The sequence below is a fragment of the Alteromonas sp. MB-3u-76 genome, from assembly GCF_002831605.1.
GTDB classification, from domain to species: domain Bacteria; phylum Pseudomonadota; class Gammaproteobacteria; order Enterobacterales; family Alteromonadaceae; genus Alteromonas; species Alteromonas hispanica.
The window spans coordinates 941,099-965,124 of record NZ_CP025115.1; the positions used below are offsets into that span (position 1 = coordinate 941,099).

The 24,026-nt window shown below is 42.5% G+C and carries 22 protein-coding genes and 2 pseudogenes; 19 read left to right on the forward strand and 5 right to left on the reverse strand.

What is annotated here, in order from left to right:
• Positions 1–34: 34 nt before the first annotated feature.
• Together CW735_RS04190 and CW735_RS04195 are read right to left on the reverse strand one after the other, a co-directional pair.
• On the reverse strand, positions 35–2,446 hold the full coding sequence (locus CW735_RS04190; RefSeq protein ID WP_100971045.1) for a YbcC family protein: 2,412 nt from the start codon (positions 2,444–2,446) through the stop codon (positions 35–37).
• Positions 2,446–4,032, reverse strand: coding sequence for an NADH-quinone oxidoreductase subunit L (locus CW735_RS04195; RefSeq protein WP_100971047.1), 1,587 nt, complete (start codon positions 4,030–4,032; stop codon positions 2,446–2,448). The genes CW735_RS04190 and CW735_RS04195 overlap by 1 nt, the downstream gene beginning before the upstream one ends.
• 277 nt (positions 4,033–4,309) lie before the next feature.
• On the opposite strand from CW735_RS04195, the gene CW735_RS04200 reads away from it, so the two are divergent.
• On the forward strand, positions 4,310–5,275 hold the full coding sequence (locus tag CW735_RS04200; protein ID WP_100971049.1) for an L-threonylcarbamoyladenylate synthase: 966 nt from the start codon (positions 4,310–4,312) through the stop codon (positions 5,273–5,275).
• Between the two features lie 11 nt (positions 5,276–5,286).
• On the opposite strand, the gene CW735_RS04205 is transcribed toward CW735_RS04200, so the two are convergent.
• Positions 5,287–6,159 (reverse strand): LysR family transcriptional regulator, encoded by an 873-nt coding sequence (locus tag CW735_RS04205; RefSeq protein WP_203565627.1) that lies wholly within the window; start codon positions 6,157–6,159, stop codon positions 5,287–5,289.
• Between the two features lie 190 nt (positions 6,160–6,349).
• On the opposite strand from CW735_RS04205, the gene CW735_RS04210 reads away from it, so the two are divergent.
• The 6 genes from CW735_RS04210 to CW735_RS04230 all read left to right on the forward strand — a co-directional run bounded on the left by CW735_RS04210 (position 6,350) and on the right by CW735_RS04230 (position 11,039).
• Positions 6,350–6,730, forward strand: a complete 381-nt coding sequence (locus CW735_RS04210; protein ID WP_100971053.1) for a PA2779 family protein — start codon at positions 6,350–6,352, stop codon at positions 6,728–6,730.
• Between the two features lie 15 nt (positions 6,731–6,745).
• Entirely contained in the window at positions 6,746–7,687 is a 942-nt protein-coding gene (locus CW735_RS04215; protein WP_100971055.1) for a PA2778 family cysteine peptidase, read from the forward strand.
• A gap of 135 nt (positions 7,688–7,822) precedes the next feature.
• Positions 7,823–8,932, forward strand: coding sequence for a mechanosensitive ion channel family protein (locus CW735_RS04220; RefSeq protein WP_100973170.1), 1,110 nt, complete (start codon positions 7,823–7,825; stop codon positions 8,930–8,932).
• 96 nt (positions 8,933–9,028) lie between these two features.
• Entirely contained in the window at positions 9,029–9,484 is a 456-nt protein-coding gene (locus CW735_RS04225; protein WP_232368361.1) for an acyltransferase, read from the forward strand.
• A gap of 239 nt (positions 9,485–9,723) precedes the next feature.
• The gene (locus CW735_RS19845) at positions 9,724–9,933 is read left to right on the forward strand and encodes a hypothetical protein (RefSeq protein WP_232368362.1); all 210 of its coding nucleotides are present in this window, start codon (positions 9,724–9,726) and stop codon (positions 9,931–9,933) included.
• Positions 9,894–11,039, forward strand: a complete 1,146-nt coding sequence (locus CW735_RS04230; RefSeq protein ID WP_232368363.1) for a tyrosine-type recombinase/integrase — start codon at positions 9,894–9,896, stop codon at positions 11,037–11,039. Before CW735_RS19845 ends, CW735_RS04230 begins: the two co-directional genes overlap by 40 nt.
• Before the next feature lie 242 nt (positions 11,040–11,281).
• Here CW735_RS04230 and CW735_RS04235 read toward each other — a convergent pair whose 3' ends face one another.
• Positions 11,282–12,001, reverse strand: coding sequence for a zeta toxin family protein (locus tag CW735_RS04235; RefSeq protein WP_100971059.1), 720 nt, complete (start codon positions 11,999–12,001; stop codon positions 11,282–11,284).
• 576 nt (positions 12,002–12,577) lie between these two features.
• On the opposite strand from CW735_RS04235, the gene CW735_RS04240 reads away from it, so the two are divergent.
• The 3 genes and pseudogenes from CW735_RS04240 to CW735_RS20090 form a co-directional block, all read left to right on the forward strand.
• Complete coding sequence (locus CW735_RS04240; RefSeq protein WP_100971060.1) at positions 12,578–13,150, forward strand: DUF6933 domain-containing protein; 573 nt, start codon at positions 12,578–12,580, stop codon at positions 13,148–13,150.
• 31 nt (positions 13,151–13,181) lie between these two features.
• Positions 13,182–14,396 (forward strand): annotated as a pseudogene (locus tag CW735_RS20085) (type I restriction-modification system subunit M); the annotation flags it as partial.
• Positions 14,397–14,816: 420 nt separating this feature from the next.
• Positions 14,817–15,467: pseudogene (locus CW735_RS20090) on the forward strand (type ISP restriction/modification enzyme); the annotation flags it as partial.
• 21 nt (positions 15,468–15,488) lie between these two features.
• Here CW735_RS20090 and CW735_RS04250 read toward each other — a convergent pair.
• Complete coding sequence (locus tag CW735_RS04250) at positions 15,489–16,250, reverse strand: IS5 family transposase (protein WP_100970740.1); 762 nt, start codon at positions 16,248–16,250, stop codon at positions 15,489–15,491.
• Positions 16,251–16,254: 4 nt separating this feature from the next.
• On the opposite strand from CW735_RS04250, the gene CW735_RS04255 reads away from it, so the two are divergent.
• The 9 genes from CW735_RS04255 (at position 16,255) to CW735_RS04295 (ending at position 23,897) form a co-directional block, all read left to right on the forward strand.
• Positions 16,255–16,680 carry a type ISP restriction/modification enzyme gene (locus CW735_RS04255; RefSeq protein ID WP_157812644.1) on the forward strand — a complete coding sequence of 142 codons (426 nt, stop codon included), beginning with the start codon at positions 16,255–16,257 and terminating at the stop codon, positions 16,678–16,680.
• 660 nt (positions 16,681–17,340) lie between these two features.
• On the forward strand, positions 17,341–18,645 hold the full coding sequence (locus CW735_RS04260) for a tyrosine-type recombinase/integrase (protein ID WP_100971064.1): 1,305 nt from the start codon (positions 17,341–17,343) through the stop codon (positions 18,643–18,645).
• Positions 18,646–18,870: 225 nt separating this feature from the next.
• The gene (locus CW735_RS04265; RefSeq protein WP_100973171.1) at positions 18,871–19,086 is read left to right on the forward strand and encodes a helix-turn-helix domain-containing protein; all 216 of its coding nucleotides are present in this window, start codon (positions 18,871–18,873) and stop codon (positions 19,084–19,086) included.
• Positions 19,087–19,244: 158 nt separating this feature from the next.
• Positions 19,245–20,627, forward strand: a complete 1,383-nt coding sequence (locus CW735_RS04270; RefSeq protein WP_100971066.1) for an AAA family ATPase — start codon at positions 19,245–19,247, stop codon at positions 20,625–20,627.
• 80 nt (positions 20,628–20,707) lie between these two features.
• Entirely contained in the window at positions 20,708–20,980 is a 273-nt protein-coding gene (gene tnpA, locus CW735_RS04275) for an IS66 family insertion sequence element accessory protein TnpA (RefSeq protein ID WP_100970758.1), read from the forward strand.
• Positions 20,980–21,315, forward strand: a complete 336-nt coding sequence (gene tnpB, locus CW735_RS04280) for an IS66 family insertion sequence element accessory protein TnpB (protein ID WP_100970759.1) — start codon at positions 20,980–20,982, stop codon at positions 21,313–21,315. The genes tnpA and tnpB overlap by 1 nt, the downstream gene beginning before the upstream one ends.
• 23 nt (positions 21,316–21,338) lie before the next feature.
• Positions 21,339–22,925 (forward strand): IS66 family transposase, encoded by a 1,587-nt coding sequence (gene tnpC, locus CW735_RS04285; protein ID WP_198520977.1) that lies wholly within the window; start codon positions 21,339–21,341, stop codon positions 22,923–22,925.
• A gap of 7 nt (positions 22,926–22,932) precedes the next feature.
• The gene (locus CW735_RS04290) at positions 22,933–23,265 is read left to right on the forward strand and encodes a hypothetical protein (protein ID WP_100970760.1); all 333 of its coding nucleotides are present in this window, start codon (positions 22,933–22,935) and stop codon (positions 23,263–23,265) included.
• The gene (locus CW735_RS04295; RefSeq protein WP_100971068.1) at positions 23,262–23,897 is read left to right on the forward strand and encodes an AAA family ATPase; all 636 of its coding nucleotides are present in this window, start codon (positions 23,262–23,264) and stop codon (positions 23,895–23,897) included. The genes CW735_RS04290 and CW735_RS04295 overlap by 4 nt, the downstream gene beginning before the upstream one ends.
• Positions 23,898–24,026 lie beyond the last annotated feature (129 nt).

A 24,026-nucleotide genomic window follows, 5' to 3' on the forward strand; every position in this document is an offset into this window, starting at 1 on the left:
GCACCTACTCCAGGTGACTGTCCAAATGCTTCTTTCACATAGAAAGACCGTGAGACTTGTACCACTTGCCTTTGTAAAGCCGCTCTATAACCGCCTTTTTTTCCCAGCTAAACAGATACAGCCAATCGTTATTGATAAGCTCTTGCAACATGGTGTGCTTATTTACTATCTCGAGAATTTTATGATTAGGAGCCACAATATAGACACTCAGTCGCTGTGGTTGATGCACCCATCGCGTGCCGTTGTGTAATGATTGTTTTGAGAGGCCTATTCTCAAATCTCCAGAATTACCCTCAAAAACACCAATATTGTTTCCTACCGCGTTGTGAAGAACTTTGTTTCCACTACCCAGTTTTTCGTTGTCGGTGACCGAAGCATTGTATTGTGCGTTAATCCAGTTTGTGACAATCATGGGAGCGGTCATCAGGGTTTCTAAAACCGATGAGTCTAGGTCGGTTTGCCAAGTATAATCGTGTAGGAAGGTTTTGCCTTCCAAGTCGACACCGCGCGTGCGTTGGCGCGGGCCAATAATAAACGATGAGTTTCCTGCAAGCCCCCATTCTGGCTGCACTTGAGACCAGTCGCTAGCACGCTGCTGAAAACGCTGATCACGCTTTTTGTCCGATTCAAACTGTAAATTGGTACTGTAATGTTTAGCTCGTTCCTTTTGCGCCTGATGCTTGGCTTTTAACAACCAGTTTTTCACTTTCTCTGGCACCGAGTTGTCGAAACACTCAACATCGTCGGTGGTGGTATTGTGAAGCGCAGGAATGAATCGCGTATTACCCGCTATTTTGTACCCCATGCTTTGCAGTACATCGCGCACTTTTTCGTCATTAAGTAACTGTGCAAGCACGCGCACATTCACTTCGCCTGACTGGCCGCCACATGCGCCGCAATCAAGGCCCGCGGCATGTAGGTTGTTTCTCGATTTGCTGCCATGACCTACCAGCAACACGGTGGGTGAGAATTTAGACATTCCCATCATTTTTAGTGCACCAGCGGCTAACGCCACTTTGTCATCCAAACTAATAGGGCCATGCTCATTACTAATTTCCCACTCAGCTTCATGACTTAATGAATTCACTGGATTTTCTTTCATAGAAGGAAGCCACGAATTCTTGAGTAACTTGAAGGCATACCACCAGCCGGCAGACTCCACCATAGAGAAGCTTCCAAGTGGAGATTTACTCCACTTGTGCCATGTAGAGCGCTGCTGAATAAACTCTGCGCGATAGGGCTCTGTGCCTTTTTCTGATACAGAGAGTTGCGGGGCAAGTAAGCCAGGTAACTGCGGCCGTTGTGCATCGGTATTGGCGGGAGCGTAAGCTATAGGCATACCAAAAAAGCCCGCAAAACCCATGGTTTTCACGGTTGGACTTTGAAGCTCTAGAACCCGTCGAATAACCTCTGAACGTACATCAATACAGAAAACCGCTTGCACGTCTGCCTGCATTTGTTGCGCGGGCGAGCAGCTTACCAACTTAGCTTGCATTCGCTGCTGTTGCTCGTATTCGTAGGCATACATCATTACCCAAAGGTTGCGCTCTTCGCGTTTGAATTGTTCTATTTTGGCAGACAGATGATTTAGCAAGTAAGACCAACGGGTTTTTACTTGATTTGCCTCCTCACTGTGGTGTTTATTGTAATAGCGATAAACAATAAGCTCCCAAGCTAAACGAATAGCAAGAAGTCCCTGCAGTTCGTTCTCATCCTTTAACCACATCCGATAAGCAATAAACGATGACCAGCCGTTAATACTCATTAAAAGCGCATAAAAATAATCTTGTGCTTTGCTGCTATCCAACTCCAAGCTTTCACTGGCTTCAAGCAAAAGCGCATCGACAGTGGTTGGAAGGGTCTCGAAAATCTTCTTAAGTCCTCGCGTATTCATTAACACGTTAATACCAGCATCGTGCTTAAGCCCGTTCAACCAGCTTTTATAAAGCGTGTCGGCAGGCGAATTACCCTCAATGTGAACAAGAGGTGATTCGTGTTGAAAGTAGGCGGCACAAAACTGACTTATTTGAAATAAACACTCTTCTCGCCAAGTCATCTCGCTGGCAGAGCGAAAACCGTCAAAGTGCTCTGTAATAAGAGGAAGCTGAACTTTCACGTTCGAATCGCTTAAGGTCGGCAAGAAGCTTTTACTATCTTGATTAACTTCATACTGCACTAAACTATGCGCTATTGCGCTATCTGAGATCTCGCCTTCTTTGTATAAATCTAGCCAGTGCGATGCGGGCATAACGGCTGTGATACCAGCAAGAGCGTGTGCCTTCGCAGACACGTCTTGTTGTGAGTTGCTGATCAACTTCCAAAACGGATTTACCGCAATCAGCTTATCTAAAGGGAAGTTGGGCGCAATACCATCACACGCCTGTGCAGCACTGCGTTTTATTCTTTTCTCATCAATACGAGTAGTGTTGAGTGATATGACCGTCATTATTTACTCCCTATTTTAGATACAGAGGCAACGTGATTAGGCTTCGATTCTGTGCTTCGTAAAGTGATTGGGTGTATTTTTAGCGTGATTTTGGTGAACCACTCGTCTAGATAAAACCCAGCAAAGAGTAATTGTTTAAAACGCTTTACTAGTCGATGTTGTGCAAATGTTTGCATTGCAACATGAAGACCGAAGAGGGTAACCAGAAGTCCTGAAATCCAGAGATCCATAATAGAAAACATGTCTATTGGCGGCGGGTATGCGCTAGTTATGTAATGCTGCGTTAAGCCCTTTACAAAACCGTAGACACTTATTAGCGCAATACTGATAGCAATTAACATATACATTTGTGTTTGATCTGAATTTGCCGTGCGCATGGCTAGAAACGCTGTAAAAGCCAAAGCCATTAGAATCCATGGGCTGGCAGGGCCTTGGTATTCTGACAAGGAATAACAGACCGCTATAATGAGCGAAGTAATAAACGTCGCATTCAGCCAATCGGCAAACAATGGCGCTCTGTGTGCGCTTATATCGTGTTCTAAGGTTTCGTATACGGCCGAGCCGGTGTTTAAAAATGCGTAGGCTTTATAGAAAGAGTGGGCAACAAGGTGTATGAGGGCCAGAGAGTAAAGTCCCATAGCGCACTCGATTAACATCAGACTCATTTGCGATGACGTAGACCATGCTAGACGCACCTTGATGGTAACGCGTGTGGTCATAATAAGCGCGCTAAAGAAAACACTTAGCCCTGCTACAACCAGCAGTAACCATTGAGCCTGACTGCTTGCTGCTACAAGTGGCGCAAAAGCGAGTAATAAATACCCACCCAAATTGATTACGCCTGCATGCAACAGGGCGCTCACTGGCGTAGGCGCCTCTACAATGTTGATAAGCCAACCATGGGCAGGAAGTTGTGCACATTTTAAAAGTGCAGCACCAGCAATCAGACACGCTGCATAGTTAATATAGTCGGCTTGTTTACTTGTGAGTAGCGTGTAGTTATTAAGCTGATAAGTGATTTCATCGATATACAGTGTATCGAAGGTGAGAAATAACAAAACAAAAGCGGCAGCCATAAGCAACTCTGAAGAGCGTGCTAACATGAATTTTTTATGTGCGGCTACAATGGCCCTTGAGCGTTCTGGGTAAAGCAGTAATAAATTATGAAGTGATAGGCTTACAGCAAGCCAGCCTGCCCAGAAGATCACTAAATGGTTGGCTAAAATAGTGATAACAACCGAGGAAAGCGTTAGCTGCATCCATCGTAGAAAGCGCGGATAACAAGCCTCTCCAACTAAGTAATTACGAGAGAAGCGCATAAGAATAGTGCCTATGGCAACCACGGTAAATATAACCATGGCTTTCATGGGAGAGATGGATACGAGCATCACACCTACGTCGGTATTTATAGGCGTTGAAAACCCGGCAAACAAAGACACCACAAGCAAAAATACACTTCCCAAGATAGCGATTTTTTCAATGCTGAACGTTGAAAAAAAATGCCGTTTGGGGCTAATGAACCAAGATAATATGGTCCAAAAAAGAGGCAGCGAAATTAGCAACAGTGCGCTGGTATAAGATGACATGCTTTACTCCTTATGTGTTTGCTTGAGTAAAGCATGGTTTTAAATATCTAAAAAATAGATATATTTTTGTTATTAGTTCTATTTTTTATGTTTGTTAAAAAATTAAATTCCTTATTGCATTGAATTTTATAATTTATATTTAATTTCAGGTTTTAATAGTTCTATTTCATTAATGTTTAAGTTTTAAAAATTGAATTTTATTTTACGTTTTGCGGAGTAGATCATACTCACCAATAGCCAACTAAAAACGTATACCACTTATTAAGTACTCAGCAGTATGCAAACAAACACCTCTATTCTTACGTTTCCAAATGATTTACCGCGGGCGGTGAGCCTTATTCAAAGTGGAGAATGCGTTGCCGTAAAAACCGAGACTGTATATGGTTTGGCCGCCGATGCGTCGAATGAAAATGCGGTAAAAGCAATATTTAAAGCCAAAGGACGCCCAGCAAGTAACCCTCTCATTGTTCATATTGCCAGTATTGACGATATGGAGAAGTGGGCCCGAGACATTCCTGAGCGAGCATATCTTTTGGCAAAGCATTATTGGCCTGGCCCTTTGTCATTGTTACTAAAAAAGCAGCCTTGGGTGAGTGATACGGTAACTGGCGGGCAAGATACTGTTGTATTACGTATGCCCTCAAGTGATGACTTTTTAGCCCTAATAGCATCATCTGGCTGCGGGCTAGCTGCGCCTTCGGCAAATAAGTATAAATTTATTAGCCCCACCAATGCCGAGCATGTTTTAGCGTCACTCAATGGAAGAATTTCTGCTGTAGTAGACGGCGGTAAGGCTGAAGTAGGGATTGAATCGACAATAATTGATGTGACAACAGACACGCCACTAATACTTAGGCCAGGACCTATCGACCATCACAGTTTGTCAGTAGTGTTAGGGTGCGATGTTAAGTACAAAAATGATGGCGGCGTTACTGTGCCAGGAAGTGTTTTGCAGCATTATCAGCCAAATACGCCGGTAAAATTACTGTCACGTACAGAACTTGCAAGTAAAACATTCTCTTTTGAAGAAGGGGTGATATCTTTTTCGCCCATGTCGCTTTCTGTAATGCAAGATAACCATATTCAGCTACCTTCAACACCAGCCGAGTTTAGTCAAAGTTTTTATGACGCGCTGCATCAAATAGATAAAAAAGGGCTGACTTGTGTTTTTATTGAAGCGTTACCCAACACCGATGCTTGGTTGGCGTTAAATAACCGGGTGAGTAGAGTGGCTGCGAGCTAAAGCATCAACGCTTAGCTTTTTGTCTGTTCAATAAGCTGTTGAACATGAGGAGAGACCTTCTTTTTAGCCAATGTAACGGCATAAAAATGTTCATAAGCATCAGGCAGGCTTTGTTGAATATGTAAAAGCCCGTTGGCAATTTCATCTCGCACGACTACTTCGGGCATAACAGAGAATGCACCACTATCACGAGCTAGCAGTCGCAGCATTGCCATGTCGTTTGTTTCTGCCTTTATCTTGGGAGTGTATTGAAATTTCGCACAGGCAATACTGAATGCCGAACGAATTTCACTGTTTTGAGAGGGCAGAACCCAAGTAGCATCTCCGTAACTATTTGGAAACTTACGAGTGCGCTGAGGTTTTGATGGGCCAATAATTTCAATGGCCTGCCGAGAAACCAGCTCACTATGCCAAATAGCGTTTTGTTGACCTAATTCGACATTATGGTTGGTGAGAATAATGTCGAATTTAAAGCTTGATAATCCATCGAGCAAGTTTTCTAAACTGCCAGTTTGTAACGAGAATGTGGCGAACTTGTCGTTGATAAGCGGCAGCGTAAAACTCTCAACAAAATTTCGAGACAAATTCGATAATACCCCAATAGAAACATGCCTTAGCTGAGTGGGTAACCCCTTGTTGATAAGGCTTTCTAATTCTTCACCCTTAGAAAATATTTCATCTGCATAGGAGAGTACTTGTTTCCCTTCAGGGGTTAAAATTAGCGAACGTCCCTTGCGTGTAAGCAACTCAATGCCAAGGTGTTGTTGAAACTGCTTTAGCTGAGCAGAAATAGCCGATTGAGAAAGGTGAATTTCGTTTGCAACCTGGGTTAGATTACCCGTATTCGCGACGCGCCAAAAATAGTACAAATGATGATAGTTCATTCTCGACACGAGGTTATCTCCGCTACTTAATTCATTGTAAATAGTACCTTAATTTACATTAGCTGCACATGTTCTTGTGAGCAGCAATTCAATAGCATAAAAAATTAGAAAAATATTATATGAACCGATGTTTGAAGGGGAATGTAAAAAGTTACGAAAAGTTAATATTAACCAAGTAAGGATGTTCGCTATGAAATCGATTTCTAAGGTGTTGGTCGCATGCTTAAGTATGCTTGTAATGGTAGCAGGTCACGTTCAGGCAGAGGCTATTAGTTCTGACAGTGTCATGCAGGCCCAATATGCTCAGTACAACAAAAGCCAGTTAATTGAAATGGTGAGTAGAGAAGACGTACAAAATAAGCTAGTGAGCTTAGGAGTGAGTAGCGACGACGCTATTGCTCGTATCAACGGAATGACTGACAGCGAAATTGCTCAGCTTAATGATGAAATTAATCAAGCGCCAGCTGGCGGTATTGTAGGTGCGGTACTGACCGTTTTAGCGGTTATTGCTATTTTAGATCTCGCTGGCGTGACAGACGTTTATCCTTTTATCCGCCCTATTAGCAACTAATTATTATGTTTAAAAGTGTTCGACAAGACAGGCGCGATAGCAGGCTTTTTATTGCTCACCACATTGCTAACAGCGTGCCAATCTTCTCCTCAGGCAGACAAACTTAAGCAAGTAGGGTTTGCATCACTCCCTCCAACTCATGAAATAGAAAACGTCCCTTTTTACCCTCAGCAGCAGTTTTATTGCGGGCCGACGACATTATCTGAAGTGTTCGGATTTTATGATGTAGACATTCCACCCGAAGATATTGCGCCCAAAATTTTCATACCGGACAAGCAGGGAAGTTTGCAGCTAGAGATGATCAGCGCAGCGCGCTCTTACGGTTTTTTGCCTTATTCGTCACGGGGAACGCTGACGTCAATTATTGAAATGATTAACGACAATATACCGGTCATTGTGTTCCAAAATTTATCCATTCAGTTATTGCCGCAGTGGCACTATGCTGTTGTGATTGGTCACAACAAAGAAAAAGGCACGGTTACATTACATACAGGAGTGACAGAGCGTCACGAGATGTCTTTGGCCTTGTTTGAAAAAACATGGGCAAGAGGGAATTACTGGTTTTTAGCACCTGTACCGCCGGGTGTTGCTAGTGCAGCCATGGAGCCGTTTACCTATATCAATGCCGCCTACGACATGCTTAAAGTGGGTAACGCAGAGGTAGCTCTGAACGTATTGAAAACCGCAACGAAGCAATGGCCCAGCGAGTGGCTCAGCTTTTTCCTCATTGCTAATTATTACTTTGAAAAGGGCGATGAAAGGGCATTACAGTGGTTTAGTAAAGGGTATGATATTGCCTATGAACAACGACCTTTTGTGCACAATTATCTGCTTGCATTGTTAGAATATAATAGGCGAGAACTGGCTAAAAAAGTGGCGTCTAAAGCGCTAGTGAGCTTTCCAAAAGACGAAGCGATTGCGTCTATAGTGCAAAAAAATAACCTGCAATTTCATTAACTCTGGTGCAGGTTTTGCAGCCTCTTTGTTAGTAATCCGTTGAATTACCCGTATTTGCTTGGCAAAAGTCAGGCTTCTGCGTTTAAAGCAGCCAGGGTTTATAACGGCTTAAAGCATGAAGAGGAATACAGTTACGTGGATATCTCAGCGGGTTTAGATCAAAAACAGCTAGTAGCCGTTGGCGGCTTACTGTTGGCTGTTGTGGTTCTTTTTTTGATAAAACGCCTTGTTTTGGTGCGCTTGAAAGAAAAAGCACGTTCTGAAACTAGCAGTATGTCGGGCATGTATCGCGTGCTCGTTTTATCGTTAAACGCCCCCTTAAGCCTAACTATTTGGGTGATATTTCTATTGCTCGTAAAAAGTGTTGTATCTGTTTTTCAGTTAGACGATGAACGAACACTTACCATACTCAACGTGGTTATTGAGTCGAGTATTATCATTACGCTGTTCCTTTTCCTAGAACGTTTTTCTACTTATTCCCTTCGCCGCTACAAAGACCAATCATCTCTAGTAAAAAATACCAGCGCTATTGCCGGTGGCGCGCTTCGGGCACTATTAGCTGTGCTAGCTATCCTCATTATTTTAAGCGCTATGGGCATTTCTATAACCCCCATAGTGGCATCACTGGGTATTACTTCTCTGGCGGTGGCGCTAGCGCTGCAGCCTACCCTTGAAAACTTCTTTTCGGGTATTCAACTGGTTATGGATAAACCCATACGAATTGGCGACTTTATAGAGCTCGACTCGAAAGAGCAGGGTTTTGTAGAAAAAATTGGCTGGCGCTCTACATGGGTAAGAATGTTGCCCAACAATATTGTTATTGTGCCAAACAGCAAGCTGTCTAATTCAAAGCTGATTAATTATTACTATCCCGAGCGGGAATTATCGGTACCTGTAGAAGTGGGCGTGCATTATAGTTCTGACTTAGAGCACGTAGAAAAAGTATGTTTAGAAGTAGCCAAACATACCTTGCGTACTCATGAGTACGGAGTAGATACTTACGAGCCGTTTGTGCTTTTTCATACCTTCGATAGTTCGAGTATTAACTTAACCGTAATGCTGCGCACTCGTGAATACTTTAACCGCTTCTTTATCAAAAGTGCATTTATTAAATTGCTTAAAAAGCGTTTTGACGAAGAAGGTATTGTTATTCCGTTTCCTATTGCTGCAATTAACTTTCAGCAAGAGCAGCATCAAGAGCAGCATCAAGAGCAGCAACAAGAGCAGCAACATGAGCAGAAATAAAGTGCTTATAGAGACAGGCGCACTTATAGTGAAGTACAAAGCGGTTAGGTTGCCAACATCTCGCTAATGTTTGCTATATCTACAAAGAGACGTATTTTGACGATTAGACTAAATCAGTATGTGAAGAAAAGAACCGGTGTAGGGCTAGGTGATTCTGACTCTTTGCAAAATATGCTTTCACGCTCGTTAGGGGCCAGTACCTTTGGCAATTTTTGGCGATATTGGAACCCGATATGGAGCTATTATTTATCGCTTTATGTCATGCGACCGTTATCAAAGTGGTTACCGCAGTGGCTAGCTATTTTAACGACATTCGCCGTAAGCGGGGCACTTCACGATCTAGCCGTTACATTGATTAAATGGCGTCTTGTATTCTTTTTTACACCGTGGTTTTCAGTAATGGGGGTAGCGGTTTTAGTAACAAGTAAGCTGCGTTTCAATTACGCTGGATTTTCATGGGCGATTCGTGCAACTTTTAATTTAGCAATAATAGTCGCGTGTTATTTGTTGACTACGTTAGTTGATGAAGTGTTCGTTCAGGCTTATAGCTGATGGCGTTTACTGAGGTTTGAAACAAAAAATGGTGGCCCCACCCTGACTTGAACAGGGGGCCTGCCGATTATGAGACTCAAACCGAGCGTTTACCGATAGTTACTTTATTTACCTGTTAATTACTTATTGTTGCATATAAATCAGTAGGTTATTGAGGTTTTGTTATCTCTGTTGCTTAATTTTTTAAGCAATTCAGCGCATTAGATTTTGCGCTCAAAGTAGCACAGAGGTAGCACAGTATGTCAGCAACAAAATTCAGATTTACAGAACAGGCCATCGAGAAACTATCAGGCTCGGACAAACGGGCTCGATATTACGACGCTCAAATGCCAGGTCTCATCATTGATGTTCTTTCAGCAGGTAAGAAAACATTCGGGTATACAGGAAGCTTCCTGGCACACAGAAGCCATTGTCGGTCACTATCGTCTCTTTTCCATCCATTCCCCTAGAGCAGGCTCGTAAACAAGCCAGGAAGGCCACGGCGGATATTGCTGATGGAATCAACCCCAACGATAGCAAGCGTCACTTCAGGGCCGCCTCAGTCACATTGGAGACGGTTTACGAGAGCTATAAACTCTCCAGAAAGCTTAAAGAAACTACGTTACGTGGCTACGAGCAGGTCATGGACTGCTATTTCGATGATTGGGCTAAGAAGCGTTTGGCTGACCTCACAGAAACCCGCATCTATCGTCGGCACTGCGAACTGACTAAGCGCAGCCCTGCACAGGCCGACTTAGCTATGAGAACGCTCAGAGCGCTTTTTAACTTCGCCAGAGCTGAGTATAAATCCTCAGACGGTAGAACTTTATGTCCTCATAATCCTGTTACTATTTTGTCGGAAAAACGTTGCTGGAACAACGTAGCCCGCAAGCAGACACGACTTCGCCCCTCACAGTTAAAACCATTCCTTACGGCAGTTAATGAGATGCGTGATGAAGCCATGGTTTACCGACAAGATCTTACTGCGACAGTGTGTGATTTTGTCGAATTTATGGCGTTTACAGGACTGCGTAAAACAGAATTACTTGAGCTGGAATGGAAAAACGTATTTTTTGACGACCAGTTATTCTGCTTAGACGATACAAAGAATGGTCATGGGCTTGAACTGCCAATTACCAAACCGCTTGAGGAAATCCTTAAAAGAAGAGCTGAGTACCGCGTTTCGGGGTTTGTTTTTGGTGCTGACAACCATCATGGCAGAGTGGTGGAGCCTAAGAAGATAATTAAACAGATGAACGAACGAGCTGCGGTTTCCTTCACGCTTCATGATCTTCGCCGTACGTTTTGTTCGGTTGCTGAAACGATTGGAGTCGGGACTTACACTTTAAAACGGCTGCTTAATCACAAAACAAGCAGAAGTGATGTTACTGCGGGTTATACGGTTTTGACAGCGGAGGAATTAAGAGAGCCAGCAGATAGGATATGTGAAAGACTATCGGAATACGCTGGAGTTAAAAGCTGTAGTGACGAAAGTTCGTTAGGACAACTTACGAAACAGTTAGCAAACTTAAGCAAGGAACAGCGACTTGAACTGATGTCAGCTTTATTAGCATAAAAAAGACAAAGCAATAGAGGGAGTTTCTGGCTCCCTCGAATATTAGCGAGTTTGTAGTAGCTCAGCCTGCTTTACTACTGAATTCTGAGATTCTACAGCTCTATCAATAACACGGCTGTATACCTTTTTCTTTTTAGACGAGTCGGCGTTGCGGACGAACTCAGACAAGCTGGAGTTGTATTTGGTTGTCTGGCCGTTTTTAAATCTGGCAAACATCATCATTCTCCCATTTGGTTGCCCAATTAATGAGCGGGTTGCGATTGTATCAGGGTAGTAAGCGTCTCGCGAGTAAATTTTTGCTTAACATGATTTTCTACCGCCTGAATGTTGGCGTGGTACATACGAGTACCCCCCTCGTTGTCCTTTAACAATAGATCTATTTTTATCTGACCACCAAATTGCTGCTTTAGTTTCCGTACTACCGCTTGAGATTCCAAAAATTGCTCTACAAATATTTCAGGATTAATCCTTCTACCTTCGACTTGTTCTCTGGATTGAACAAACTTCCATGCTAACTCTGGGGACTGGTATACAAACAATACGAGAACTTCGCGACCTCGATCAATAGCCCGTTTAATGTTTTTCTCGGCTATAGCGTAATTTGATAACGTTCCATCAAGCAAAAATGATTGCTTACGCTTAAACGCATTGTCTAGAGTCCGTTCTACAATAGAGGAGACCGCTCTTTGGAATAGGAATGAATTGTCTCCCGTATATTGTTCGAAATAGTGACGCAATTCGTCAGGATCTAATCGAATGACGTTGGTAGCCTCGACTTCTTGCAGAAACTCTTTGGAGGTTTCAGTTTTCCCTGCGCCAGGAGAGCCTGCCATGAAGACAGATACAGGTTCATCTTCAGGAGGGTATCTTTCTCTGTCAGTCAATTCGTTTGCAATTGCAGTACGATTCTTCTTAGCAAACTTAATGGCTTCTTGTTCTATACGCTTTTCTTCTTCAGTCATCTCGTGATTTGCAACCGATACTTATGCACATACAGTAACGTCCAGTAATAGATAAATAAATAAAAACTAAAAGATAACTAATAGCGGCTGGCTGTATCCCACGTGAATTAGGGCATTCAGAGAAGGTGAAACACTTTTGATACACAAACAAAACATTTTTGGTATGTGGATAAGTTGATTTCAAACTTTTCTCGTACACAAACAGAACCTTTTTCGTACCCACTGCGAACTTTTTTCGTACACACAGTATCTGTAAGCTAACTGAGCATATGAAGATAAAGCGTTTAATCTGGAGGGCGCCTATAAGGGCCCTTTTGCTTATTAGATTGTTTTCAACCAACTATTTACCGCGTTTATATCAAACGCCTTAGCTCCGTACCCAATAGATAGTAAGCTGTCAGGTAATAGCTCATCAAATTTCTCTATGTGCAAAATTTCGCAAGATGCCGTATCCTCTTATAGATGGCACAGACAAGGACGGTCTTTTCAAATGCAACACAGTTTAGTTTATTCTTTGAGTTACTTCCTATTATCCTTCAACATGCTTCCGAGAGCTGAGAGCTTTAAAGGTGTGAAATGATACTCCACTGCACCAAGAAGCTTTATAACAAGCTACCGGAAAGCGTAAAGATTGCCGAGCCGTCAACGTCCGCTATCGGCACGCAGGCGCACTGGTTAAACTGGCATGCAAATATTGTCACAATTCAACGTAGGCAATGCATAATAGCGGTGCATGATACAACGCGCTTCACGTTGTTTATCCCCTGCTTAACCAAGAAAGATTTCGCAAACCTCGATTGGCATTTTAACGATGTGTTTATTAACACCTTGTTGAAAAGTGATATGCCGCCTGAGCTCGTTAATGTCGCTGCGACGAATTACCAACCACTCACGTTCGATACAATCTGCAATCGTTCTGTACAAGGTACGATGAACCAAGTGGTTCAAGATATTGATTACGGGTTGCATTACAACAAAGCATCGGTTGTAGATATATGCGCTTACCGATACAGCGCGGATTTAAATCATAGACCTTGCGGAGTAAAAAGGAAGAAAGATTACATATGGCCAGAAAAAGAGATGGCAAAGTTACTCCTTAAATTATCAACCAAAATCGCCGTTGGGGCAGAAAGCAGAAGCTTGCACTAACGCAAACAGAATTAAGATACGGACACAGTAAATGAGTAAAGCGACTAAAAAGTCCTCGAACAACAAAAAAGAAATCGTATTTGAAGAGGCGTTATGGGACGCAGCCAACAAACTGCGTGGCAGCGTTGAATCAGCAGAGTACAAACATATCGTGCTCAGTCTTATCTTCCTTAAATTCATCAGCGACAAGTTCGAAGCGCAACGAGAGAAGCTTCAAGCTGAAGGGATGGGTGACTATGTCGATATGGTTGAATTCTACACCAAAGATAATGTGTTCTACTTACCAGAAGAAGCACGCTGGTCGACAATTCAAAAGCAGGCTAAACAGGATGACATTGCGGTAAAAATCGATACGGCTTTGCATACCGTTGAGAAAACGAACACAACATTGAAAGGTGCATTGCCAGATAACTACTTTTCTCGCTTATCGTTAGACGTAAGTAAGCTCGCCGCCCTTATTGATACTATTAACAACATCAACACTGTTGCTAATGAATGCGATATGAGCGAAGAGGACCTCGTAGGCCGTGTTTACGAGTATTTCTTAGGTAAGTTTGCAGCTAACGAAGGAAAAGGCGGTGGCGAGTTCTTTACGCCCAAATCGGTAGTAACACTTATCAGTGACATGCTAGAGCCGTATAAAGGCAAAATATATGACCCGTGTTGTGGAACAGGAACCTTCTTGGCTGAAGTCATTAAAACAATAGCACCAAGGATTAAGGATTTCGCACCAAGTTTATGGAGTAGCTACATTGAGAGAGACTTGATTCCTAGAGTTCATGGTTTTGAACTATTAATGGCATCATATGCAATGTGCCATTTAAAGCTTGAAATGATATTAAGAGAACTAGGTTATCGACCTACCAGTTCAGCGCCTCGTCAATCTGTTTATTTGACAAATTCGCTTGAAGAGGGGGCGCCTCCAAATTATGAACTGCCTTTTATGAATTGGTTAGCAGATGAAGCTAAATTAGCTAATACGATAAAGAATGATATGCCTATTATGTGCGTGGTAGGAAATCCGCCTTATTTGGGAGAAAGCAGTAAAGCAAGCCCCTGGCTAGAAAAGTTAATGGAAGACTATAAGAAAGAGCCTGGAGGGACGGAAAAATTAAAAGAAAAAAATTCGAAATGGCTAAATGATATGTATGTAAAGTTCATGCGGATGTCATCTAGCCTCATAGAGAAAAATGAAGAAGGCATTTTGGGCTTTATCTCCAACCATGGATATTTAGACAACCCTACATTTCGCGGGATGCGCTGGCATTTATTAAAAACATTCGAAAAAATTTGGATTCTTGATTTACATGGAAATGCTAAAAGAAAAGAAGCAGCTCCAAACGGAGTAAGTGACAAAAATGTATTTGATATTATGCAAGGTGTCGCAATCATCATCGCTGTTAAGAAAAAAGAAAATACCAATGAACTTGCAGAGGTCTATAAAGGGGATTTATGGGGCTCCAGAGCAAGTAAATATTCAGCATTAGATCAATGTACCTTAAGTAGTGAAATTTTCAAAAAGATCGATACCAAGCCCCCTCTCTACCAATTTCTGCAACAAGATTGGTCTACCTATGAGTCCTATGAAAAGGGGGTTTCTTTGAACGAATTTATGCCTTTACATGGAAATGGGATTGTTACCAAGCGAGATGGCTTAAATATTCATAAAAATGCAGATGGTGTTAGAAAAGTCGTACAAGATTTTATAAGACTTAGCGAGCAAGACCTTAGGACTAAATATAAATTAAAGCCAGATGTTCGGGATTGGCGGTATGAGTGGGCAAAAAAAGATATAGAGGAAAATATTTCAAACATACCCATTCAGAAAGTGGGGTATCGCATATTTGACCAAAGGTTCATGTTCTATTCTGGTAGATCTAGAGGTTTGGTCGGCTGGCCAGTGGCTGATGTGATGTCACATTACATCAGAGGCGATAACATTGGATTGTTGACTACAAAAGCTCACAAAGATAAAGAGTTCGCGCATGCATTCGTAACTGACCTCCCAAGTGAGGCGATTTATTTCTCCGCAACTACTGGTTCAAATGCAATGAATTTTCCGCTATATGTATATCCAGAAGGAGAAGGTGAACGCCAAGTTAACTTTGATACAGATTTGTATTCTCAACTACGAAAAATAGCAGCGGATGGTGAAAACAATACTCCCGATGAGTTAGATACTTTTGATTACATCTACGGAGTTCTGTATTGCCCAAAATATCGAAGTTCGTTCGACGAGTTTCTAAAATCTAATTTCCCCAAAATCCCTTGGCCAGCAAATGCTAATGAATTTTGGGCTGTTTCTAGGGTCTGTTGATCTTTGCTGTACATATTTCACTCAGCAGTACATGGGTAGCCACATCATTGAAAATGCCAGTGATACCATGCTGGCATAATTCCTTGCTAATTTTTCATACCTCGTTGATATTGAACGATAATGCTTTATTCGAGCAAAGGCGTTTTCAACAAGGTGACGATATTTATAGAGACACCAATCAACGCTGTCTTTATCTATATCCTGACCATAGTTTCGTTTGGGTATGACTGAAGCACCACCTTTAGCTTCAATATATTTCCTCAAAGTATCACTATCGTACCCTTTGTCGCCGACGAAAATGTTAACTTCTCTTAAGTGATCAACTAGACTTTGAGCGCGAGCGATATCATTTCTCTGGCCTTCTGACAGTTCAAAATATATGGGGAGCCCGCCACTATCCACGGCTAGATGAATTTTTGTTGAGTTACCACCTCGGCTCTTTCCAATGCATTCATTATCAGTAGTAGCAGCTCCGGTACTATGCTGATGAGCTTTAATAATTGAACCGTCAGCAAAGACCCAATCGTAATCAGCTAGTTTAGCTAACTCATTGAATAACATATTCAATAAACCTTTCTTTGACCATAAATTGAATCGGCGATAAACGGCGCTCCATCTGCCAAATTCTGCCGGTAAATCACGCCAAGGAATACCGGTTCTCAGCCGGAATAATATCCCTTCAAACGTCATTCTATGTTCTGGTTTGTTGTAAATGCGGCCAGTGCTCTTCATTACTTGAAGTAGCTTTTGCCACCGCTTATCAGTTAGCATTAGTCTTGGCATTGTAGTGAGTTGTTCTTTTACTTTTGGCGAAGCAAATTATAACTCTTTACCATGCTGTTCAAAAACTAATCACGAAAGATCAACACGCCTTAGGCAAGGGAGAGAACTTCGTAAACTTCATTTGTTAAATGCCGAAGTTCTCAAGACCAGTAATCACCCATTCGAAGGGGTGGGTCATAATATTATAGAGACGACAGGGAAAGGATCTTATTCAGATGAAAAGGTTTGGATAAATGAAGGTCAGTACTTTTCAAATGTCAATGAAAGAATTTGGAACTTTTACATCGGCGGTTATCAGCCTCTACAAAAGTGGTTGAAAGATAGAAAGGGGCAGGAGCTTACTATTGCTGATGTTAAACACTATCAGCGTATCATTAAAGCTATAGAAGAAACGTTAGAGATAATGGGCCAAATTCATATCACGCTGTAACAACATTTTTAGGATTAGTAGTTTTGGAGCCTAAAACTTTCAAACCCTTTAGGCTCTTTAAACCAAGTAATTCGGCAAACCAAATCACAAACTTTTACTGAATTCTCATTTAATAAGGAGATTGAAGAAATAATGAAACATAGTCGAAACTATTAAAAATCGGCTTATTAGATAAAACCCATACGTACAAACTACGCTAATGGAATGCAAAAGTAATTTGTCCCAGCTTTACTGCGCACTTGCTACATACTAGCTACATAAGAATGGCTATTTCAAAAATATTAGTAGTTACTTACGTGGGAAGCGAGAAAAAATGGTGGCCCCACCCTGACTTGAACAGGGGACCTGCCGATTATGAGTAAGTTGCGTTGTGGTTATTTGAACTTATATGTAATTCTTTGTCTTTATAAACCCCATTAAATTCAGTGTCTTATTTTTATATGTAGTAATGCGTTCTAATATGTCTTTATAATAAAAATACTTACACGGGGCGTACATGAGTCTCTGGTGTAAGTAAACAGAAGCGGCCGGCGACTGCTGCAACAGTCCCGACCGCATGATCGACGATAGACATAGGAGAACCGCCGATATGGCAATTCTAACTCATCTTTTAGTTATTTCAGAGCAGCTAACTCCTAACCACAAATTAGGGGGTTACATATGAGTAAGAAATACAACATCACTGATACTAGAGCAGCTAGTTTCCCTATCCCCGAAAAAGGGCAGGCAATCTATTGGGACGAAAAGCAAAGTGGTCTTGGCTTACGTGTAACAGCTAATGGCGCAAGAAGTTGGATCGTTCAAGGTTACGTTAATGGAAAGTCGAAGCGCTTCACATTAGGGTTGCTAGATGAGCTTGATTATAAAGAAGCAAGGGAAGAAGCTAGCTCTACAAGAGCATCTATGCGCAAAGGAGTAAATCCTTTAGAAGAGAAAAAGAAGCGGCAGAATGTGAGCGAAGCTGAAACCGTCACCTTGGCTGAAATTAAAGACGACTATGTGAAAAACAAAAGAACGAAGGGCATGCCTCTACGCCCAGCATCTATTAAAGGCATCGAGAGCTGCGTTAAGAATGAGTTTTCAGACTGGGCAAGCAAACCAGTGGCAAATATTACCCGAGATGCAGTAATTGAACGTTTCAGGAATATTTCTAAAAAAGCCCCAACACAAGCGAATCTAGTATTTAGAAACTTACGTGCCTTGTTAAATTGGGCTAGAGAGAAGTACACCGCTCCTGATGGAAGCTACACCATACTGAACCCAAACCCCGTGTCACAAGCAATCAAATCTAATGGTCTTGCAGAATGGAACAAGGAGACAAAACGAGATACAAGGATTCCAGAAGATAAAATAGGGGAGGTGTGGTTAGCTCTGAACGCTTATGCAGACCCAGAAAGAAACATCGCTACGACTTGCACCAGTGCTGACCTCATTATGTTTATGCTCTTAACTGGTACACGTATCAGCGAAGCAAATCAGCTCACTTGGGACAGAGTGAAATTGCATGACGACGTTCCAACTTTTCATTTGAATGTCACGAAGAACCATAATCCTATTACTCTCCCAATTAGCAGAGAGCTCTGGAAAGTATTGTTAAGACGAGAATCTCAAAAATTGTCTAATAACCCCTATGTCTTTCCTGCTAAGCGTGGCAAAAATGGTTATCTCAAAGATCCCCGTGCTTTATTGGTCAGAGTTTCAGAGATTTCGGGATGTCATATTCCTTCTCATGCAATACGTAGAACCTTTCAAGAACTTACGGTAAGGTCAGGTGTGGATTCAGATAGGCGTCGGATATTGCTTAACCATATATCCGGAGATGTTCATGCTCTGCATTACGGTAATAACAAAGACCCGAAAGTGTTGATTCAAGAGGTGAATAAAGTTGGTGACTTTGTACTTCGTTTAGCCCAAATAGCTGAGTCGGCAGCTAAAGCTGATAATGTTGTGCAAATGGTGAAATAATTCTCTTTGCAAATGAATATAAAATTGTATAACTTAATACGCAGTTACCTAATATAGGTAACACACCATTCCAACTCTTTGAAAGTGAGCGTGATGCTTTGTCACTCCGGTGATTCGCTTCAAAGAGGTAAGATCTGCATGGGCAGTGTCGCGGAGTTCATAATCGAATTCGCTGCATTGCCTTTTTTGTTTTTGGGCTTGCGGCAAGTGAATATAGGCAACCCCATGACAACTCAAACTATAACCACAGTTAATACTCAACAAGCAGCCGAGCTCCTTGGGCTTTCTCCTAATACTCTGAACCAGTGGCGACACATTAAGCGTGGTCCAGCATTTCATAAATTCGGCAAATCAGTTCGATATAGCTTGCAGGAATTAGAGGCTTATATGGAACAAACACGCCGAGAAAGAACCTCTCGTTTTGGTGACCAATCCTATTAGAACGCCTTACTAGTTGTAATGGGCGTTCACCGAGAAAATTAGAAGTTTTTCATACGCATTTGAATGCTCTCGCATCAACAAGTAATTCACCTGTAACTCATTCAAAAAAAAAAGCGCTGTGCCCATCGTGGGTTAGACAAAGCGCTTTGGAGTGATTCATGTTAAACAATAATGATGAAACTAATTACAAACAAGATAATACGTGGGATCCCACAAAAGCTGTACATGCAGAGATCGGCAGCCAGCAATACAATAGGGATGGCGAAAGTGAAAGCGCAGCCACAGCCAGCGTACAGCACGAACAATTTCTTAAAATCCCGCAGGAACTACGTAATAGAGCCCAGTGGTGTTTAGCTGGGGATGATAAACGCCCTCTTCAGCTTAATAAGACGAATGCGAGCACCATTGATCCTAGAACTTGGTCTACATTCGATGCGGTCTATGCCAAAGCTTTAGAGTACGGTTTGGGCATGGGGTATGTGCTTTCTAAGCTCGATCCATTCACATGTATAGATCTAGATATAAAAGCTAATAGCTCCGATGAGCATAAAAACCGAGTTCATAAAATCGTTAATGAATTCGCCAGTTTCACAGAAAGGTCAGTAAGTGGAAATGGATATCATATTTGGCTGAAGGGAAATGTAGAGCAAGGACGTAAAAAAGACGGAGTAGAAGTTTATTCATCTGAACGTTTTATTGTATGCACTGGCAACATCGAAAAGAATTTACCCATCGAGGATAGGCAACAATTACTTGCAAGTTTGTACTATCAGATGTCGCCAGAAAAAGAGGAGGTTGAGCTGCCACCAGATCAGCCACAAGTACAATCAGATGTTGAAATACTTCAGAAGGCATTTAACTCTGAAAATAAAGACAAGTTTATTAATCATTGGAATGCAAATTGGGAGAAGATAGGCCATCAAGATCACAGTTCTGCTGATATATCATTACTTCAAATGCTAGCTTTTTACACTCCTAATAATGAGCAGCTTAAGCGGCTATTTTTATTATCAGAACTTGGTAAGCGCGATAAAGCTAAACGTGCAGATTATCTCCCTAGAACTATCCTGAGAGTAAGGTTGAATCAGGCAAAGGAAAGTCAGGAGAGTAGGAAAGCTATTGAACATGGAAAGCAAAATGCTGAGGCAATAATAAGAAACTGGAAAGCTAAGCGAAGAAGCCGTATTAAGGTCTATTCACCACAAGAATTAGCCAAGCGTCCATCGTTGAAGTGGTTAGTCAAAGGCATATTGCCTGAAAGTGGATTGGTCTCAATCTACGGAGCGCCCAGTGCAGGTAAATCATTCCTCGTGTTGGACTTATTAGCTCATGTGGCCGCTGGTGACTATTGGTTTGGCCGAAAAACAAAAGAATGTAATGTTGCTTACGTTGCTTTTGAAGGGATGGGCGGTATACCACAACGAGCGCAGGCTTTCACAAAACACTACCGACCACTTAAAAGCATTAAGTTCGTTGAAGCCCCAGCCATTAACCTACTAGAAGACAATGACAGGAAGGACTTTGTTGCTGTATTGAGGTAAGCGGTCAAAATAGACCGCTCTTTTATTCTTAAGCTAAGCCCCTAAAATCTAATCATTGATTAATATAGGAGAAAATATCAATGACTAGACGAAGCTCTCAAGAATGGCAGCAACTTATCGATGCGCAAGAAGCCAGCGATATGACCATCGCGCAGTTTTGCCACACGCACCACATTAACCAGTCCACTTTTTATTTGCAACGCAAAAAACGTCAAGCTTTGTCGTTGCCGCAGACATCACCGCAATGGCTGCCCATTGACAGCATGACCTCACATCGGCCAGCCATGCGCCAATGGCAAATCGAGTTAACGCTACCAAACGGTGTGGTGCTGAACATGAGTAGAGATGGTTAATGCTAACAGCAAGTAGCGCTAAAATATGGTTATATCTTGGTATTGCCGATATGCGCAAGCAGTTCGACGGCTTAGCGGCGTTGGTGAACAATCAGTTGCAGATGCAAGCACAGCTCGGCGATTGGTTTGTGTTTGTGAACCGCAAACGCACCATGATAAAAGTGCTGTATTACCATCAAGGCGGTTACTGTTTATGGTCGAAAAGATTGGAGCGGGGCACCTTCGGTAAAGTGTCAGGTAATGGGCATAAAATCGCCCTGAACACCGCGCAGTTACAGTGTTTGATTGATGGTGTTTATTGGCAAAAAGGCAAACAAAACATGCGACTTAAGTAGCTGAATTTGCTATACTTAGCCGCATGAAAAGCGCTGCCGATTTGCCACAAAACACACCTCATATTCCACAAGAAGAATATGCTAATGTGTGTGCAAAACTGGCTGAGTCACAAGCACACGCCGCGCAGTTGCAACAACAAGTCGACTGGTTTAAGCGTCAGTTGTTTGGGCGTAAGTCAGAAAAGCACATAGTAGAGAATTCTGACCAAACGCAGTTGTTTGGCCAAGCGACGAATGAAGATTTACCGCCAGCACCTAAAAAAGCCGTCAAAGGCTATGCCCGCTCCACTAAACAAAAAGATGACAATAACGTCAATGATACCGGCCTTCGCTTTACTGATGACGTGCCCACAAAAGTGATTGATGTGCCTTGCCCCGAGCTTGAAGGTGAGGATGCTGATAAGTATGAAATTATTGGCACGAAAGAGACCCATCGCTTAGCGCAACTGCCAGGTAGCTACCAAGTCTTAATTTATCGCAAAAAAGTCTTTAAAAGCAAAGAAACGGGCAACATGTTGTCCCCCTCAACTCCCGATAATGTGTTAGAAGGGGCGTATGCGGATGTATCACTATTAGCGGGCCTCATGGTTGATAAAGCCGTATTCCATTTACCCCTTCACCGACAGCATTTACGTATGCTGCAATCGGGTGTGACTTTATCGCGGGCGAGCTTAATCAACTACGTCAGTCAAAGCATTGATTTAGTTATCCCTATCGCACAAGCAGTGCTGAGTAATATACTGAGTGGGGGCAACATCAGCATGGATGAAACGCCGATGAAGGCGGGTCGACAAGCCTCGACTCGCCGCAAACATAACACCATGAAACAAACCTACTTCTGGCCCATTTATGGTGAGCAAGATGAAGTGGCCTTTACCTGGTCATCTTCTCGCGGCAAACAACATGCGATTGCGCAACTCACTGGCTTTAATGGCACCTTGCTAAGCGATGGTTATGCGGTGTATAGCCAAATCATTGATACGCTAAACAGCCAAGGCCAACACATCACCCATGCAGCCTGTTGGGCGCATACGCGCCGCTACTTCGAAAAAGCATTGGATTATCATCCTAAAGAGGCACAATACGCCTTGGCTGAAATACAAAAGCTGTATAAAGTGGAAGCACACATACGAAAACACGCGCTTAATGCCGAGGATACCGTGCAATATCGCCTCAAACACAGCGAGCCTGTCATCAATGCTCTGTTTCATTGGCTATACGAGCAACGCCAACGCCCAGAATTATTACCTAAAGATCCGTTAAGCAAAGCCTTAGCTTATGCCTATGACCGTCATCATGAGTTAAAGACTTACCTGACGCACGCACAAGTGAATATCGACACTAATCATTTAGAAAGGGCCTTACGCGTTATCCCTATGGGTAAGAAGAACCATTTGTTCTGCTGGAGTGAGTTGGGCGCAAAACAGCTTGGTGCCTTGCATACACTCACCGTGACCTGCAAATTACACAACATCAATCCATACCACTACCTAGTCGATGTACTGCAACGCGTATCGCAACATCCAGCCAAAGACATCATCGACTTAACCCCTAGACGCTGGAAAGCACTGTTCGCTGATAAACGCCTGCGCTCAGACATAGAAAAGTGAAGACGCTATGACCGAAAAAGAAACGAAAACGACCATCGATATTAGCCAACTCACTCTCGACCAATTGTATATACTCAATGAAGCGGTCGTTAACCGCATTGATGAATTACGAGCAAAACAAGATAGAGAAGCGCTTGCTAAACTGCGCCCAGGCATGAAAGTGCAGTATGCTCATGATGGCAAAACTATCACCGGCACGTTACTTAAGAAAAATAGAAAAACGGTGCTCATTGCTAACAACAATGGCAAGACGCATCACAAGGTGCCGGCTGGCATAGTAACTGCGGTTAGCGTTGCTAAACTCGATCTTAGTCAGGCGGTCAAGAACGGTCTAAAATGATCGGTTACGTATTGAGAGAGCATTTATTAACAAATGGTGTTATTTGTCTAGATACTTTAGCGGCAAGTGCGCCTGGGGTGGATGAGAACTCAAGCGAGGGAATGGGCAAGTTAATAGGCGAAGTTACAAAGATCCAGCAGGAGGTTGGCGGATTAATCATTCTAGTTCACCACAGTGGCAAGGACGACAAAAGGGGCCTGCGAGGCTGGTCAGGTTTGCTTGGGGCTTTGGATTGCGCTATTAAGGTGACTAAAAATGCTGATGGAAGATGCTATTGGGAAGTCACGAAGTCAAAAGATGGTAAAGACGGTATAGGCAGACCATTTCAATTAACCACAGTGCTGTTAGGGCATGATGAAGATGGTGAGCCTATTACATCATGCGTAGTGGCTGGACCTGACATTGGAGATAAATTAGAGGATATAAACGAAGAAGATGATAAGCATGTTTTCGGTGTTATTGAATGTCAGCTAAAAGCTGGAAATCAAGTAAGTCAAAATAGACTTGAAAAAGGTGATTTAAAACAGCTCATTAAAATCCCTCAAGCTCGCTTAAGAAGTTCTATAAAAAGGCTTAAAAACAAAGGTAAGATCTCTGATTCAGGTAATGATGGTTTTAAACTAGGGCGTTAGTGCGTTGGGGGCGTTAAGGTGCGTTAAGCGATTTACAACGCCCCTAACGAGCACAGCCAAACGCACAGCACCCAAGGGTGCGTTGGTGCGTTAACCCTATATAACGCCCCTGTTTTAACGCACCAATCA